The 14,572-nt window shown below is 63.8% G+C and carries 16 protein-coding genes; 7 read left to right on the top strand and 9 right to left on the bottom strand.

Annotation, left to right across the window (positions count from 1 at the left end; all coding sequences use genetic code 11):
- Positions 1–69: 69 nt before the first annotated feature.
- From waaA to lpxK, 3 genes are all read left to right on the top strand, one after another.
- A complete protein-coding gene (waaA, locus tag AC1DOG_RS06785; RefSeq protein ID WP_477927148.1) occupies positions 70–1,389 on the top strand; it encodes a lipid IV(A) 3-deoxy-D-manno-octulosonic acid transferase in 1,320 nt (439 codons plus the stop codon).
- Positions 1,390–1,408: 19 nt separating this feature from the next.
- Complete coding sequence (locus AC1DOG_RS06780; protein WP_477927147.1) at positions 1,409–2,122, top strand: HAD family hydrolase; 714 nt, start codon at positions 1,409–1,411, stop codon at positions 2,120–2,122.
- Between the two features lie 106 nt (positions 2,123–2,228).
- Positions 2,229–3,272 (top strand): tetraacyldisaccharide 4'-kinase, encoded by a 1,044-nt coding sequence (gene lpxK, locus AC1DOG_RS06775; RefSeq protein WP_477927146.1) that lies wholly within the window; start codon positions 2,229–2,231, stop codon positions 3,270–3,272.
- A gap of 299 nt (positions 3,273–3,571) precedes the next feature.
- Here the strand turns inward: lpxK and AC1DOG_RS06770 are convergent, their stop codons facing one another.
- Positions 3,572–4,033 carry a MarR family winged helix-turn-helix transcriptional regulator gene (locus AC1DOG_RS06770; protein WP_477927145.1) on the bottom strand — a complete coding sequence of 154 codons (462 nt, stop codon included), beginning with the start codon at positions 4,031–4,033 and terminating at the stop codon, positions 3,572–3,574.
- A gap of 118 nt (positions 4,034–4,151) precedes the next feature.
- Here AC1DOG_RS06770 and AC1DOG_RS06765 point away from each other — a divergent pair, with 118 nt between their 5' ends.
- Together AC1DOG_RS06765 and AC1DOG_RS06760 are read left to right on the top strand one after the other, a co-directional pair.
- Positions 4,152–4,529, top strand: coding sequence for a nuclear transport factor 2 family protein (locus AC1DOG_RS06765; RefSeq protein ID WP_477927144.1), 378 nt, complete (start codon positions 4,152–4,154; stop codon positions 4,527–4,529).
- A gap of 65 nt (positions 4,530–4,594) precedes the next feature.
- Complete coding sequence (locus AC1DOG_RS06760; RefSeq protein ID WP_477927143.1) at positions 4,595–4,936, top strand: YciI family protein; 342 nt, start codon at positions 4,595–4,597, stop codon at positions 4,934–4,936.
- Positions 4,937–5,153: 217 nt separating this feature from the next.
- On the opposite strand, the gene AC1DOG_RS06755 is transcribed toward AC1DOG_RS06760, so the two are convergent.
- The 4 genes from AC1DOG_RS06755 to mutL all read right to left on the bottom strand — a co-directional run bounded on the left by AC1DOG_RS06755 (position 5,154) and on the right by mutL (position 8,455).
- Complete coding sequence (locus AC1DOG_RS06755; protein WP_477927448.1) at positions 5,154–5,900, bottom strand: phosphodiester glycosidase family protein; 747 nt, start codon at positions 5,898–5,900, stop codon at positions 5,154–5,156.
- A gap of 92 nt (positions 5,901–5,992) precedes the next feature.
- On the bottom strand, positions 5,993–6,205 hold the full coding sequence (locus AC1DOG_RS06750) for a hypothetical protein (protein ID WP_113010083.1): 213 nt from the start codon (positions 6,203–6,205) through the stop codon (positions 5,993–5,995).
- 60 nt (positions 6,206–6,265) lie between these two features.
- Positions 6,266–6,496: a DUF2093 domain-containing protein gene (locus AC1DOG_RS06745; RefSeq protein WP_047508114.1), complete on the bottom strand. Its 231-nt coding sequence runs from the start codon at positions 6,494–6,496 to the stop codon at positions 6,266–6,268.
- Positions 6,497–6,580: 84 nt separating this feature from the next.
- Positions 6,581–8,455: a DNA mismatch repair endonuclease MutL gene (mutL, locus tag AC1DOG_RS06740; protein WP_477927142.1), complete on the bottom strand. Its 1,875-nt coding sequence runs from the start codon at positions 8,453–8,455 to the stop codon at positions 6,581–6,583.
- Positions 8,456–8,635: 180 nt separating this feature from the next.
- Here mutL and AC1DOG_RS06735 point away from each other — a divergent pair, with 180 nt between their 5' ends.
- Together AC1DOG_RS06735 and AC1DOG_RS06730 are read left to right on the top strand one after the other, a co-directional pair.
- Complete coding sequence (locus tag AC1DOG_RS06735) at positions 8,636–10,354, top strand: response regulator (RefSeq protein ID WP_477927141.1); 1,719 nt, start codon at positions 8,636–8,638, stop codon at positions 10,352–10,354.
- 142 nt (positions 10,355–10,496) lie between these two features.
- Positions 10,497–11,837 carry a putative bifunctional diguanylate cyclase/phosphodiesterase gene (locus tag AC1DOG_RS06730; RefSeq protein ID WP_477927140.1) on the top strand — a complete coding sequence of 447 codons (1,341 nt, stop codon included), beginning with the start codon at positions 10,497–10,499 and terminating at the stop codon, positions 11,835–11,837.
- Positions 11,838–11,847: 10 nt separating this feature from the next.
- On the opposite strand, the gene AC1DOG_RS06725 is transcribed toward AC1DOG_RS06730, so the two are convergent.
- The 4 genes from AC1DOG_RS06725 to AC1DOG_RS06710 form a co-directional block, all read right to left on the bottom strand.
- Positions 11,848–12,048 (bottom strand): hypothetical protein, encoded by a 201-nt coding sequence (locus tag AC1DOG_RS06725; protein ID WP_477927139.1) that lies wholly within the window; start codon positions 12,046–12,048, stop codon positions 11,848–11,850.
- 118 nt (positions 12,049–12,166) lie between these two features.
- On the bottom strand, positions 12,167–12,772 hold the full coding sequence (locus tag AC1DOG_RS06720) for a PRC-barrel domain-containing protein (protein ID WP_477927138.1): 606 nt from the start codon (positions 12,770–12,772) through the stop codon (positions 12,167–12,169).
- A 256-nt stretch (positions 12,773–13,028) separates the two neighbouring features.
- Positions 13,029–13,916: an SMP-30/gluconolactonase/LRE family protein gene (locus AC1DOG_RS06715; RefSeq protein WP_477927137.1), complete on the bottom strand. Its 888-nt coding sequence runs from the start codon at positions 13,914–13,916 to the stop codon at positions 13,029–13,031.
- A 4-nt stretch (positions 13,917–13,920) separates the two neighbouring features.
- Entirely contained in the window at positions 13,921–14,553 is a 633-nt protein-coding gene (locus AC1DOG_RS06710) for a 2-dehydro-3-deoxy-6-phosphogalactonate aldolase (RefSeq protein ID WP_477927136.1), read from the bottom strand.
- Positions 14,554–14,572 lie beyond the last annotated feature (19 nt).

Raw genomic sequence — 14,572 nt, 5'->3', positions numbered from 1 at the left:
GGTCATTTCGGCCGCAATGATATTTGGGAATGGGTTGATGTCGATCATCGTTGACCGGAGACGTGTTATATGAGCGGCCGCATGGCGCGTTTGGCGCTGGGCGCTTATCAGGCGGTTGGGACGTTGATCACGCCCTTCGTCGGCGGCTACCTGACCTATCGCGCCGCCAAGGGCAAGGAAGACAGGGCCCGGCGGCTTGAGCGCTCTGGCTATGCGAGCGCCGATCGCCCGGCCGGCCCGCTGGTCTGGTTCCACGCCGCAAGCGTCGGCGAGATGAACGCCGTCATTCCCCTCATCCGCGAGATCCGTCGCCGCGACGTCCACGTCATCCTGACGACAGGCACCGTAACCTCGGCCAAGCTTGCCGCCGAACGCGTCGGCTCCGAAGTCATCCACCAATATGTGCCGCTCGACCTGAAGCCTGCCGTCAGCCGCTTCCTTAATTACTGGCAGCCCGATTGCGCGCTGATCGCCGAATCCGAGATCTGGCCGGCAACGGTTCTCGAACTCGGCCGCCGCCGCATCCCGCAGATCCTCGTCAACGCCCGCATGTCCGACCGCTCATTCGCCCGCTGGACGCGCCGCCAGGCGCTGGCCGAGGCGCTGTTCGAGAACCTAGCGCTGGTCATCGCGCAGTCTGATGTCGATGCCGAGCGCTTCCGCGATCTGGGCGCCCGCCAGGTGTTGATGTCCGGCAATCTCAAGGTCGATACCGACGCGCCGTCCTACGATCCCGCCACCTTCGCCCGCTACCAGCAGCAGGTCGGCGACCGCAAGACATGGGCGGCGATCTCCACCTTCGATGGCGAGGAGAAGGCCGCCGGCATCGTCCACCGCACGCTGAAAGAGCGCAACGGCCAGCTGACCATCATCGTGCCGCGCCATCCCGAGCGTGCCGATGCGATCGAGGCCGAGCTGGTCAAGCAGGGGCTCAAGGTCGCCCGCCGCACCCGCGACGATGCGCTGACGCCCGATATCGATGTTTTCCTCGGCGATACGATCGGCGAAATGGGGCTTTATCTGCGCATGACCGAGGTCGCCTTCGTCGGCCGCTCGCTGTTTGGCGAGGGCGGGCAAAACCCGCTGGAACCCGCCATGCTCGGCTGCGCGGTGCTCTCGGGCAGTAACGTCCAGAATTTCCGCGAGGCCTATCAGCGGCTCGCCCGCCGTGGCAGCGCCCGCACGGTGCGCGATACTGAGATGCTGGCCAAGGGCGTGCATTATTTGCTGACCAACGACCCGGCGCGCCGCAATATGATCGAGGCCGGCGCCGCCGCCGTGCAAGAAATGCGCGGTGCGCTGACGGCGACGATGAAGGGTCTCGAACCCTACATCAATCCGCTGACGGTGAAGGCCAGATTGCTGCCGAAGACGGCGGCGCAACGCTAGTTAGAGGGCAGGTTCGGGCATGCAGGCGATCAAGGGTATCCTGTTCGACAAGGACGGCACGCTCCTCGATTATGACGAGAGCTGGCTACCTGTGAACCGCGAGCTGGCACGCATCGCCGCCAAGGACGACGCTGCCCTTGCTGACCGCCTGCTGCTTGCCTGCGGCATGGATCCCGTCACCGGCCACATCGTTCCCGACAGCCTGCTTGCCGCCGGCAATACGCGCCAGATTTCGGAGGGGCTCGTGGCCGCCGGCTCGACGGTCCCCGTCGAAGAGTTGACGGTCAGGCTCGACGAACTCTTTGCGCATGCCGCCGATTTCTCCGTGCCGGTCACCGATCTCGCCGCCTTCTTCGCCCGCCTGCATGCGCGCGGCTTCAAGCTCGGCGTCGCCTCCAGCGACAATGAACGCTCGATCCGCCAGACGGCCAAGCGCTTCGGCTTTGCCGATTACATCGATTACGTCGCCGGCTACGACAGCGGCCACGGCACCAAGCCGGAGCCGGGCATGGTGCTCGGCTTCTGCGCGGCAACCGGTCTCGACCCCTCGGAAGTCGCCGTCGTCGGCGACAACAACCACGATCTGCACATGGGCCGCAACGCCAAGGTGGGGCTTACGGTCGCGGTTTTGACCGGCACCGGATCGCGGGAATCGCTCGCCGCCGCCAGCGATCACTGCCTCAACGATATAACCGAACTCGAAGGGCTGCTGCCCGACCTGCAGTTCGCCTGATCGACCAAAGGCTTGCTTTTTCTTGAAAATTGCCTTCTCTTTTCGCCCAATTAGGGGTGACGTCCGCGTGGAGCGGGCCGGTGGCGCGAAAGGCAGGACGGCAAAGATGGTATCCGAAGCGCCACCGTTCTGGTGGACGAAAGCCGATTGGCGCGCCTGGACGCTTTATCCGATCTCCTTTCTTTACGGCCGCATCTCCGGCTACCGCATGGTCAACGCCAAGCGCGCCTCCGTGCCGGTGCCCGTCATCTGCGTCGGCAATTTCACCGTCGGCGGCGCCGGCAAGACACCGACCGCGATCGCCATTGCCCGCGCGGCCAAGGCCAAGGGCCTGACCCCCGGTTTCCTCAGCCGGGGATATGGCGGCTCGCTCGATGTGACGACCGTGGTCGATGCCGGCCATCACCGTGCCGTGGCCGTCGGCGACGAACCGCTGCTTCTCGCCCGCGAGGCGCTCACCGTCATCTCCCGCCGCCGTGTCGAGGGAGCAAAGCGCCTCGTCAAGGAAGGCGCTGACCTGATCATCATGGACGACGGCTTCCAGAGCGCCCGCCTCGCCATCGACTACGCGCTGCTCGTCATCGACGCCACGCGCGGCCTCGGCAACGGCCACATCGTTCCGGGCGGCCCGGTGCGCGCGCCGATCAAGCTGCAGCTGCGCTACGCGACGGCGCTTCTGAAGGTCGGCGCAGGGGTTGCCGCCGACCAGATCGTGCGCATCGCGGCGCGCGCCGCCAAGCCCTATTTCACCGCCTCCGTCACCGTCTCCGACGGCGCCGACCTGAAGGGCCGGAAGGTGCTGGCCTTCGCCGGCATCGCCGATCCCTCGAAGTTCTTCCGCACGGTGGACGGCATCGGCGCCGAAACCGTCGCCCGCCGCTCCTTCGGCGATCACGAGCACCTGACCGACGACGAGATCGACGACATCCTCGAAACCGCAGCCCGCGACGATCTCCAGATCGTGACCACCTCCAAGGACTTCGTGCGTCTTGCGGGCCACCACGGCAAGGCCGAGACGCTGGCATCCAAGTGCCGGGTGATCGAGGTGGAAATGACCTTCGAGGACCATCTGGCGCCGGGGCTGATCATCGACCGCGCGCTCGATGCGTGCAGGGAACGGCGGCTGAAGGAGAAGGCGGCGGCGGGGTAGGGGCATTAACGGGCGTTCTGCCGTGCAACACCCCCCTCTGTCCTGCCGGACATCTCCCCCACAAGGGGGGAGATCGACTCGTGGTCTGCTCTCAGCCAAACAATTGAGAGTGAAACGAGCGGCCGCGCCCAGCAATCTCCCCACCTGTGGGGGAGATGCCCGGCAGGGCAGAGGGGGTAATCCTCGCTCCACGCCTGCCTCGAACAACCCTTGCTCCGCTGCCCAAAGCCCCCTCGGCTCCACGCCTGCCGTGAGCGACGGCTGAAGGAGAAGGCGGCGGGTAGGTTCCACGCGCCTCCCTAGCGATCCTCCAATGCCGGCGAGGCGCTGGCGATCCGGTCCAGGTTCCCGATCAAACGCGTCAGCAGGGTCACGAGCTGCACCGTCTCCGCTTCCGAAAAGCCGTTCAAGGCGTCGCGATTGCCTTGCATCAGCGTTGCGATCGCTTCCGGCATCCGCGCCCGCGCGTCCTCTGTCAGTACGATGCGGCGACTGCGCCCGTCGGCGGGGTCGGGTGTCCGTTCGATCAATCCGTCGCGCTCCATCCGGGCGAGCATCTGCGCCATCGGCGGCTGCTCGGTTTTTGCGAAGTGAGCAAGATCGCGTTGCGTGCTCGCATTTCCCTCTTGAAGCGCCACCAGCACCGGCAATTGACCGACACCGAAACCGTGCCGCTTGAGGCGCGCTTCCGCCAGCCGTGCGAAGCCGCGTGCTGCAAGGCTGATGAGGTGGCCCGGCGTGGAAAGTACGTCCATGTCCATATTCAGCAGTGTCCGGTTCAACGGTTGACCAAAATACATACGTACATATATAAATTGGCGGGCCGGTATGGTCAAGGACGGCCGCAGACTGGTTTCAAAAGGGAATTGGAGAGACGTCATGTCGGAAAAAGACAGCCTGCTGATCAGCCACATCTATGATCGCTTCAACGCACGGGACATCGACGCTGTGCTGGCGGTGCTCACCGACGACGTCGCTTGGGCAAACGGAATGGACGGCGGCCATGTCCACGGACATCAGGCCCTGCGCGACTACTGGACGCGGCAATGGTCCATCGTCAGTCCCCATGTCGAGCCGGTGTCGGTGCGCCGGACAGCCGATGGCCGTATTGCCGCCGAGGTGATCCAGACAATCACCGATCTCGATGGAAAGCCGCTGCAGGGGCAAAGCCATGGGCTGAAGGACAAGACGGTGGTCCATCTCTTTCAAATGGCCGGCGACAAGATCACGCGCTTCGATATCGAGGACGCCGAATAGAATGGCATGTCGGATGCCGCCGGCCCCATTCGTCTCTACAATAGGTTCAACATGGAGGAGACGTCATGCCCCGCTATCTGGTAGCCATTCACCACCCCGACAACTACGACCCCGCCGTCTCGGAAGATGAGGCGATGCATCGGGCGATCGATGCGCTGAACGACGAGATGATCGCGGCCGGCATCCGGATCTTCGTCGGCGGCCTGCATCGGGCGGGCACCGCCAAGTCGTTGCGCGCCGATGCCGATGGAACCGTGTCGGTGAGCGATGGTCCATATCTCAACACCAGCGAGCATGTCGGCGGTTTCTGGGTGCTGGAGGCTGACGGCATGGAGGAGGCGCTGGCCTGGGGCCGCAAGGCTGCTATCGCCTGTCGGGCTCCTGTAGAGGTTCGGGCTTTTCATTAGAGTGCTGTCGAGACGAGGGGCGTTGTGCCGTGTGTCGCCCCCCTCTGTCCTGCCGGACATCTCCCCCACAGGTGGGGAGATTGGCTGGGCTTGGCCGCTCGCTCAACCTTCATTGTTTGGCGTAGACCTCGCCACTGGCGGATCTCCCCCCTTGTGGGGGAGATGCCCGGCAGGGCAGAGGGGGGTAATCCTGGCTCTAACCTCGCGACAAGCCGGCCTACTCCACCAACCCGAACACCGGCCCATACCCACCATGCCAGGAAAAATCGCTGCGTCCCAATTCCGCGCTATAGAACCCCGCGCCACCACCGCCATCGAGAAACAGCGCATCGGCGCATTGCAGATGGTCGCGGAACAGCCGCGCGAAATCGTGGAAATTCACCGCATCGTCGCTGACGACAAACCGCACCATCCCATCCGCGCAGACACCCACGCCGCTGCGCCGCGTCCGATCGCTGGAGCCGACGATGAATATCGGGTTGATCCGGTTTGCAATCACCAGCATCGGCCCCGATTGCGTGGCAAGCCTGACGTCGGGACGTCGCTTCTCGAACGTCGTGGTCGGCAGGATGCCCGCGCCCTTGTCGCCGATAAAGAACACGCCATTGGGGTTCTTGTAGAAGTTCGGCACCGGCCCGCTTGCCTTTGGCGCCTTGACGCTCGCCACCGGCCGCAACTCCTGGCCATCTTCGACATAAAGCCCGATCGGCGAGAAATCCTCGTGATACATCCCGGCATTGAGCGCGAAGACGAGCGTCTTTCCTTTGGCGGTTATGACGTCAGCGATACCGGGGAAGGAGCGGTAGGGCGCCCCGTCGTCACCCTTCCAGAACAGGCGCAGATCCGACTTGGCGGGATCGACGGTGCAGATGACATAATTGGTGTTCTCGACCGTTTCCGGCGCGCAGGGTCCGGCAAGCACAGGCCGGGTGGAGCCGAATAAAGCACCCAGCAAAACGGCCATCCCGATGAGGACGGCGGAGAGCAGGCCGGATGAACGGATAGGCACCAGTTCTCGTCCTTTGCGGTGTGAGGAGCTGGCGGCGGGCGCCCGGTTTAGCTCTTGCGCGCTTCCAGGCGCCGGCGGTCGCGCTCGACGGTCTGGAAGCCCATCGGCGTCAGGCGGAATTGCCGCTTCTGGAATTCGCCGCGGATTTCGACGAAGCCCTGCTGCTCGGCCTCATAGAGCGTCTTCAGCCCCATCTCCTTGGGAGGAGTCTGCCAATCCCGGCCGACGGCGCTGTGCAGCAATGCGAGGATCTTGATCATTGTTTTCTCCATGGCCGAGGCGCGGCTTCCGCCGTCTCGCCAAAGCGGTCAGGCAAGCGATTAGCGCTTCTGGTTCGGCAGCACGCCGGCGCGCTTGTCGGCCTCGAAGGAGGAGACGGCGTCGGCATAGGGCTCCTGGCGGGCGACGCTCCAGTAGCGCAGTTCGTCGAGTGGGATCTGCTTGCCCGTCATGGCGCAGACGACATAGGAACCCGGCGACAGGATCTGAAAATCCGCATCGAGATAGCGTATCTTCGCTTCGCGGTTTCCGTTTCCTTCAAACAAGTTCATGCGCTCCAATCCTTAAAGCCAATCCTCAAAACGAGGCCGTCATCGGATTGCCATAACCCGCCACAGCCGCCATTGCCAGCGATTTCAGCTCCGGCCGAACAGCCGCTCGATGTCGGAAAGCTTGAGCTCGATATAGGTCGGCCGGCCGTGATTGCACTGTCCGGAACCCGGCGTCACCTCCATCTGGCGCAACAGCGCGTTCATCTCCTCCGGCCGCAGCCGCCGTCCGGAGCGCACCGATCCGTGGCAGGCCATGGTGGCGGCGACATATTCGAGCTTGGCCGAAAGCCCCGAGGCCGTGTCCCATTCGGCGATCTCGTCGGCCAGCTGCTTAATCAGCCCGGATGCATCGACCTCGCCCAGCATTGCCGGCGTCTCGCGCACCGCGATCGCCCCCGGCCCGAAGCGCTCGATGCCAAGCCCGAGCTCGCCGAATTCGGATGAGAACTGCATCAGTCGGTCGCAATCCTCTTCCGGCAGGTCAATGATCTCGGGGATCAGCAGCACCTGCGATGCCAGCCGCTTGGAGTGCAGCGCCTTGCGCATCGCCTCGAACACCAGTCGCTCATGCGCCGCGTGCTGATCGACGATAACAAGCCCCGTTTCTGTCTGCGCCACGATATAGTTCTCGTGCAGCTGCGCCCGCGCCGCCCCAAGCGGAAACCGCGACGGTGCCTCCGTCTCGGAGGCCGGCGCTGGCGCCGTCCAGGACGAGGTCTGCGCGGTCTCGGCCCGCGCCGCCGGCATGGTCAGTCCATCGAACGAAGCCTGCGGCCTCTCGCCGAAGCCGTTACCAACAGGGCGTTGATAAGATGGGGAATAGGCCGACGAGCCCGCGGAGGAGAAAGGCCGTGACGGCGAGGTCTCGGCGCTCCAAGGTTGCTGCGGCTGCTGCTGCGGCCGGTATCCGTTCGGCTGGAAGCCGGGGCGGAAGGCGCGCAGCATGCCGTCGGCGCCGGTCGTCGCCGCCCGGCTGCCGTCGCGCGCCAGGGCCTCGCGGATCGCGCCGACGATCAGCCCGCGCACCAGCTGCGGATCGCGGAAGCGTACGTCGGACTTCGCCGGATGCACGTTGATGTCGACGAGCGCCGGGTCGAGCCCGATCGACAGCACCGCCACCGCGTAGCGTCCCGAGGGGATCGTCTCGGCATAGGCGCCGCGGATCGCCGACAGCACCAGCTTGTCCTGCACCGGCCGTCCGTTGACAAAGGCATATTGATGCGCCGCGTTGCCGCGGTTGAAGGTGGGTACGCCGGCAAAGCCCGTCAGCGTCACATCCTCGCGCTCGGCATTGATCTCGATGGCGTTGTCGCGGAAATCCTTGCCGAGGATCTGTGCCATGCGCGCCAGATGGTCTTCGCCGGTCGCCGGAAATTCCAGCGTCGTGCGGTCGGTGCCCGAAAGCACGAAGCGCACCTGCGGGAAGGCGATCGCCATGCGCTTGACGATCTCGGTGATCGCGGCCGCCTCGGCCTTTTCCGTCTTCAGAAACTTCAGCCGCGCCGGCGTCGCGAAGAACAGGTCGCGCACCTCGACGACGGTGCCGGGGTTGAGCGCTGATGGCCTGAGATGCTGCAGCTTGCCGCCCGCCACCGAAATCTCCGCCCCGCCATCGCTGTCGCGGCGGCGGCTCGAAATTGTCAGCCGCGCCACAGAGCCGATCGAGGGCAGAGCCTCGCCGCGAAAGCCGAGCGTGCTGATATCGTCGAGCGTATCGGTGATCTTCGAGGTGCAATGCCGGCGCACGGCAAGCTCCAGATCGCGCTCGTCCATGCCCGAGCCGTTGTCGGTGACGCGCAGCAGGCTCTTGCCGCCGCCGGATGTGGCGATCTCGATGCGTGTCGCACCCGCGTCGAGCGCGTTCTCGATCAATTCCTTGGCCGCACTCGCGGGCCGTTCGATGACCTCGCCGGCGGCGATTTGGTTGATGAGCGTTTCGGAAAGCTGCTTGATCGACATGCCGCCATTTTCGCGGATTCGACGGGGATAGGGAAGGGTGAAAACGACGATCTTGGGGCTTGTCCAGACCCTAGGATTCCGCTGCTTAATGTTAAGCACGCCTTAAGACAAAACTGGCATTTTGCCGATAGTACCCCGCCGCAAATGCAATCCATTCGGACAGATGTAGGACGCGTAAGTATGAGTGCCGGTCGCGATCAAGCGGACACAGCCCCGCAGGAGGGCGCGGTTGAGACCGCTGCTGGCCTCCAGGCGGCGTTGTTCGACGCGGTCTGCGAAAGCCTGTCCTCCGCCTTCATCGTCTATGACAAGACCGATCACATCGTCTTTGCAAGCCGGCAGGTGCTCGATTTCTTCCCGATCTGCGCCGATCTCCTGCAGCCCGGAACGCGGCTTCGCGATTTCCTCGGCGCCGTCTACGAGACCGGCATCCGCAGCCGCTCGGCCGGCAAGCAGGGCGCGCTCAGCCGCGAGGATTGGCTGTCGCAGAAGATCGCCACGCACTGGCGCGAACGCTACGAAGCGGTCGAGCGCTACGGCAACGATTGCTGGGTCGGCTTCCAGAAGCGCCGTCTCCCCAACGGCTACGGCGTCTGCGTCATCTCCGATATCTCTGAAGTGAAGAAGCGCGAGGAACAGTGGCGGCTCGATCTCGAGCGCGTGCAGCTCACCGAGGATATTCTCGACAATCTGCCATTCCCGCTCTTCGTCAAGGACCGCAACCTCGTCTACGTCGCCGTCAACGTCGCCTTCTGCGAGAAGTACCAGACAACCGCCGATGAGGTGCTGGGCCGCAGGAGCATCGAGCTTTTCTCGCCCGAGGTCGCTGCGCGCTTCGAGGAAAGCGACCGCCACGTTCTCGAAACCGGCGAGATGTCGGTCGTGCGCCAGCGCCAGATCGCCCGCGATGGGTCGGAACGCGAAATCATCTCGCGCAAGCACCGCATCGGCAAGCCGGGACGCTATTTCCTCGTCTCGACCATGCAGGACCTGCCGCGCGAGGGGAGTGATCTCGAAGAATTCGAAAAGGCATCGAGCGTCACGACATCGGCCAAGAGCACCTACCGCCGCGCCTATGTTCCGATGAACGACGACAGCGAGCGCCGTGAACCGGCCGCCATGGAAGCCATCGTGCCCGAGAATTTCTCCGGCCGCCGCATCCTCGTCGTCACCGGCGATATCGCCGCCGAGACCGCGGCGCTGAGAACGCTCGCCAAATATGGCTTCGAGGCTTGCTCGGTGCGCAATGAGGACGAGCAGGAGCAGTTCCTGGAGATCGCCTCGTCGGCCGGCCTGTCGCTCGATCTCGTCATCATCGACAATCAGATGGGCATGCGCTGCCTGGAGCTTGCCGAGCAGTACGGCATCTCGTCGCTGGTCATGGATGGCTTCCAGATTTCCACCGAGCTCACCTTCCAGATCGCCCGCCATTTCAATCGCAACAATCGCGGCGCCATGGCCGACCGGATCGACAGCGACTGGGAGATCACCACTTCGGACGAGCAGCTCGATCTCGATGTGCTGGTGGCCGAAGACAACGATATCAACCAGATCGTTTTCTCGCAGATCCTCGAAGGCCTCGGCTACCGCTACCGCATCGCCGCCAGCGGCGACGAAGCCGTACGCATGTGGACGGAGCACCGGCCGAAGATCGTGCTGATGGATATCTCGCTGCCGGGCTTCAACGGTTTCGAAGCCGCCCGCCTGATCCGCCAGGTCGAAGGCGACGGACCCCGCACCCCCATCATCGGCGTGCTCACCCAGGCCTTCGAGCGTGACCGCGCCGAATGCGCCAATGCCGGCATGGACGATGTGATCATGAAGCCCGTCAGCCCCGATATCCTGGAAACGGTTTTCCAGAAATTCATGCAGCCGGAAGCCCAGCGGGCCTCTCTCTAGGCTCCGATAGCGGTCAACTCCCCAATTCTTGGGAGGCGATTCACGATGATCCAGGGTTGTCGAATATCGAATTTTTAAGACTTGCCCGCCATTCTGCCGGGTATTGGGGAAGCTCTGGATCAGAATTATGATGTTGGCGGATATGCCATTGGCACCGGTAAGCCAGAACGAGCTTCAGACGATGGCCTACACCGACCCGCTGACCGGGCTCGGAAACCGCTATCGCATGCGCGACCGTATCGCCCAGATCTCGGCCGAACGCGCCGATGATCCGGCGCCGTTTACCATCGGCATCGCCAATCTCGATAGCTTCAAGCCGATCAACGACCTCTTCGGCTCGGCCGCCGGCGATGAAATTCTCTGCCAGGTCGCGCACCGCCTGAAAGCCTGCATTCCCGATGGCGCCGTCGTCACGCGCCACGACGGCGACGAATTCGCCTTCGTCCTGCCGCTGGTCTTCGAGCGCGCCAGCGCCGAAAAGTTCGGCCAGATGATCCGCGAGGTCCTCTCGGCGCCCTATGATCTCGGCGACCGCAATGTCCGCCTCTCGGCCTCCTTCGGATTCGCCATCTATCCCTTCGCGGGCGAGGAGTTCGAGGAACTCTTGAAGAGCGCCGAAACCGCGCTCTATCGCTCCAAGCGCCGCGGCCGCAGCCAGATCACCGTCTATTCGCGCGAGATCGCGCAGGAGATGAAGCGCGCCACGCAGCTGGAGCAGGCGCTTCGAAACGCCATCATCTCCGACGCCATCGACGTTCATTTCCAGCCGATCGTCTCACTCGCCACCAGCCAGGTCCTCGGCTTCGAGGCATTGGCCCGCTGGAACGACCCGGATCTCGGCTTCGTCTCTCCAGGCGTCTTCGTGCCGCTCGCCGAAGAACGCGGCTTCATCGACGCGCTCTCGGAAGCGCTGCTGCGCAAGGCCGCCGAAGCGGCACTCTCTTGGCCGCGCGAAATGTTCCTGTCCTTCAACCTTTCATCCGCGCAGCTGATGGACCCCGGCACCAGCGCCAACGTGCTCTCCATCCTAGGTCGCGTCGGCTTCGATCCGCACCGTCTCGAACTCGAGATCACCGAGACCGCGGTCATGGGCTCGGCCGATACCGCCAACCGCATCATCGCCGACCTGCGCCAAGCCGGCGTGCGCATCTCGCTCGATGACTTCGGCACCGGCCAGTCCAGCCTCGGCCGCCTGCGCGATTTCATGTTCGACAAGATTAAGATCGACCGCGCCTTCGTCTCGCGCATCAACTCCGACCGTGCCTCCGAGCACATCATCAAGGCGATCCTGACCATGTGCGAAGGCCTCGATCTCGAAGTCGTCGCCGAAGGCATCGAGGATTATTCGGAGGCCGCGAAACTGCGCATGCTCGGCTGCGGCATGGGGCAGGGCTACTATTTCGGCAAACCCGCCGACGCCATCGCGACGCTCAGGTTCCTGCACGAGAACGAATACGACACCGGCGAACGGGCGATGGCGTAAGCGCCGGTCATTACTTGATCAGCGCGAAGAGGCCTGTGGTGGCCGCGATTGCGGCGAGCACGACGCCGAGAATGATGCAGACGACATTGATGATCCAACCCTGATCGGGTTTGGAATCGAGCTTGCTGTCGATGCGCGCCAACTGTCCGAGCACTGTGTTCAGCGTCGAGCGCATGTCATCGGCGATGGCTTTGGTGTCGCGATATCCCATGTTGTCGATTGTGCCATTTCCGCTGCCCGTCAGCAACGATCTGCACTTACAACAAAAGTCGATGGCGCCCTCTCGGACGCCATCGGTTACGCATGCACTGCGACTAACGATGCAGTGTTTACTTGGCTGTCGTGGAGCCGGTTGCGGTGTTGTCCATCGCACCCGGAGCCGGGGCCTTTTCGGCCGACTGCATCTGCAGCGTCTTGAACTCAGGCGCTGCCTTCAGCGTTTCGGCCGTTTCCGTGGTCGTCAGCTTGACGCTGCCATCCGTCGTGTTCTGCGCCACGGTGATCTTTTCCATCGGCACGGCCACGTTCTTTTCGCCGATGCCAAGGAAGCCGCCGACACCGATCACGGCTGCGACGAGGCCGCCATCCTTCTTCATGATCAGGTCGTTGACATTACCAATGCTTTCGTTCGTGCCGTTGTAGACGGCCTGACCGATATAGGTGTTGGCGCTGACCTGGTCCGCGGACTGCTCCGTCAGATAGGTGCCGCCGCCCGCCTGTGCGGTATCGGTGGTGGCAGCCGGTGCAGGCGCCTGGGCGGCATCACCTGCCGGCTTCATCGCATCCGGTTTGGGCGCTGCCGGGTCGGCCGGTGCCGACATGGACGGTGCGCTCGGCGAGGCCGGCTGGGTCGCGCTCTGCGAGAAAGCGACCGGTGCGAAGGCCGTTGCAAACAGGGCGCCAGCGGCAACGGTGGTGAGAAGTTTGCGTGTCATATCGTACCTACTTTCAGTGTCCTTGGGTGATCTCTGGCCGCGCTTTTCTCTTCTAGCGAGAGCTGTATCAGCTCGGCCGGTTCGTGAAGTAAATGAATGGGTTGGCTAATGGTTCCGAGAAAAATACACGCAGAAACTGACGGAATTTTCGGAACTTTTCCGGCACTGGGACCGCGCGGGCCACAGATCGCCGTGCTCCTGAAACGCAAAAGGGCGCCCCGAGGGACGCCCTTCAAAACATATCCTGGAAGATGCCTTAGAGAATGTAGGCCGCGTCGAAAACGCCACGGACACTGACGCCGAGCTCAAGCAGGGCGCCGGCATCCGGCTGGTTGGCGCGGGCCGCGTCGTCGAGGCCTTCCCAGGCGGTGGTGACCGCCAGCCGGTCGGCATCGGGGCCGATGAAGGCGGGGCAGGAGGGCTGCGCAGCGGGCACCTTGTAGCGGGCGATGCGCAGGCCGTCGGGGCTGTAGCGATCGACAGTGCCGGCACCCCAGCGCGCGTTCCAGATATAGCCGTCGGCATCGACCACGGAGCCGTCGATCCCGCCATCTTCCTCCATGCTGTCGACAAGCACGATCGGCTCGCCGGTCGGCAGGCCGGTCTCGCGATCGACCATCACGCGCATCAGGCGGCTGAGATGCGTATCGGTGAAATAACCGACAGAGCCATCGGGCGAAAAGCAGATCGAGTTCGGAATGGTGATGCCGCCGAAGAGCTTCGTCACCTTGCCGCGCGCCACATGATAGATCGCGCCGGCCTGGCTTTCGGCCCGCTTGCTCATCGTGCTGATCCACAGGCTGCCCGAGGGATGCATGCGCCCGTCATTGGAGCGGTTTTCCGGCCGGTCGTTTTCGAGTGCCGCGTAAAATGTCAGGCCGCCGCTTTCGACATCGCGCACGAACAGACCCTGCTCGGTCGCGAGTAGCTGCCGTCCGGCATCGATCCGCGCCAGCACGCTCGCCATCACAGGCAGCGCGTGCACCTTCTTCTCTTCGGTCGAAAGGTTCAGCTCGTGCAATTCCTTGCCGAGAATGTTGAACCACCAAATGGTATTGGTATCGGGATCGTAGGTCGGTCCTTCGCCCAGCACCGAATTGGTGCTGGAAAGGGTCCGCCCCGCGAACTCATGAATGTCGGTCATACGCTCAAGCTCCCACTGCTGCGTCGTATGCGTAAATGGTTGCCTTGGCGCGCTCGGCAACCTCGGCGACAGTCATTCCCGGCTTGTAGATGCTCGTGCCGAGACCGAAGGCGAGGATTCCGGCCTTGGTGTATTCGGCGAAATTCTTGTCGGAGACGCCGCCGACGGCCGCGATCGTCAGTTCCGGCGGCAGGATGGCGCGGATCGCCGTGATGCCGGATGGGCCAAGCACGCTGGCCGGGAAAAACTTCAGCCCGGTGGCGCCGGCGCGCGCCGCGGCAAGCGCTTCCGTAGGCGTGAAGACGCCGGGCATCGTCACCATGCCGTAGTCGCGGGCGCGGATGATCACGTCTGGCTCGACGTTCGGCGTCACCAGCAGCTTGCCGCCGGCATTGTGGAGGCTGTCCACCGCCTCGGTCGTCAAAACGGTGCCGGCGCCGATCAGCACGTCGGCCGGCGCCATCTTGGCGGCGGTCTCGATCGACTTGAACGGCTCTGGCGAGTTCAGCGGGATCTCGATCGCGGTCAGGCCGTTTTCGATCAGCGCGCCGACGACGCCCTCGGTCTCCTCGGGCTTGATCCCACGCAGGATGGCGATCAGCGGGCGTTTCATGGCGGGGAAGGGGATGCGGTTCATCGCTCTGTTCTTTCTTGAT

Source organism: Rhizobium sp. 01N48 (genome assembly GCF_056399145.1).
Note: the sequence above shows the minus strand (reverse complement) of the source record. Positions and strands in the feature narration are given on the sequence as shown.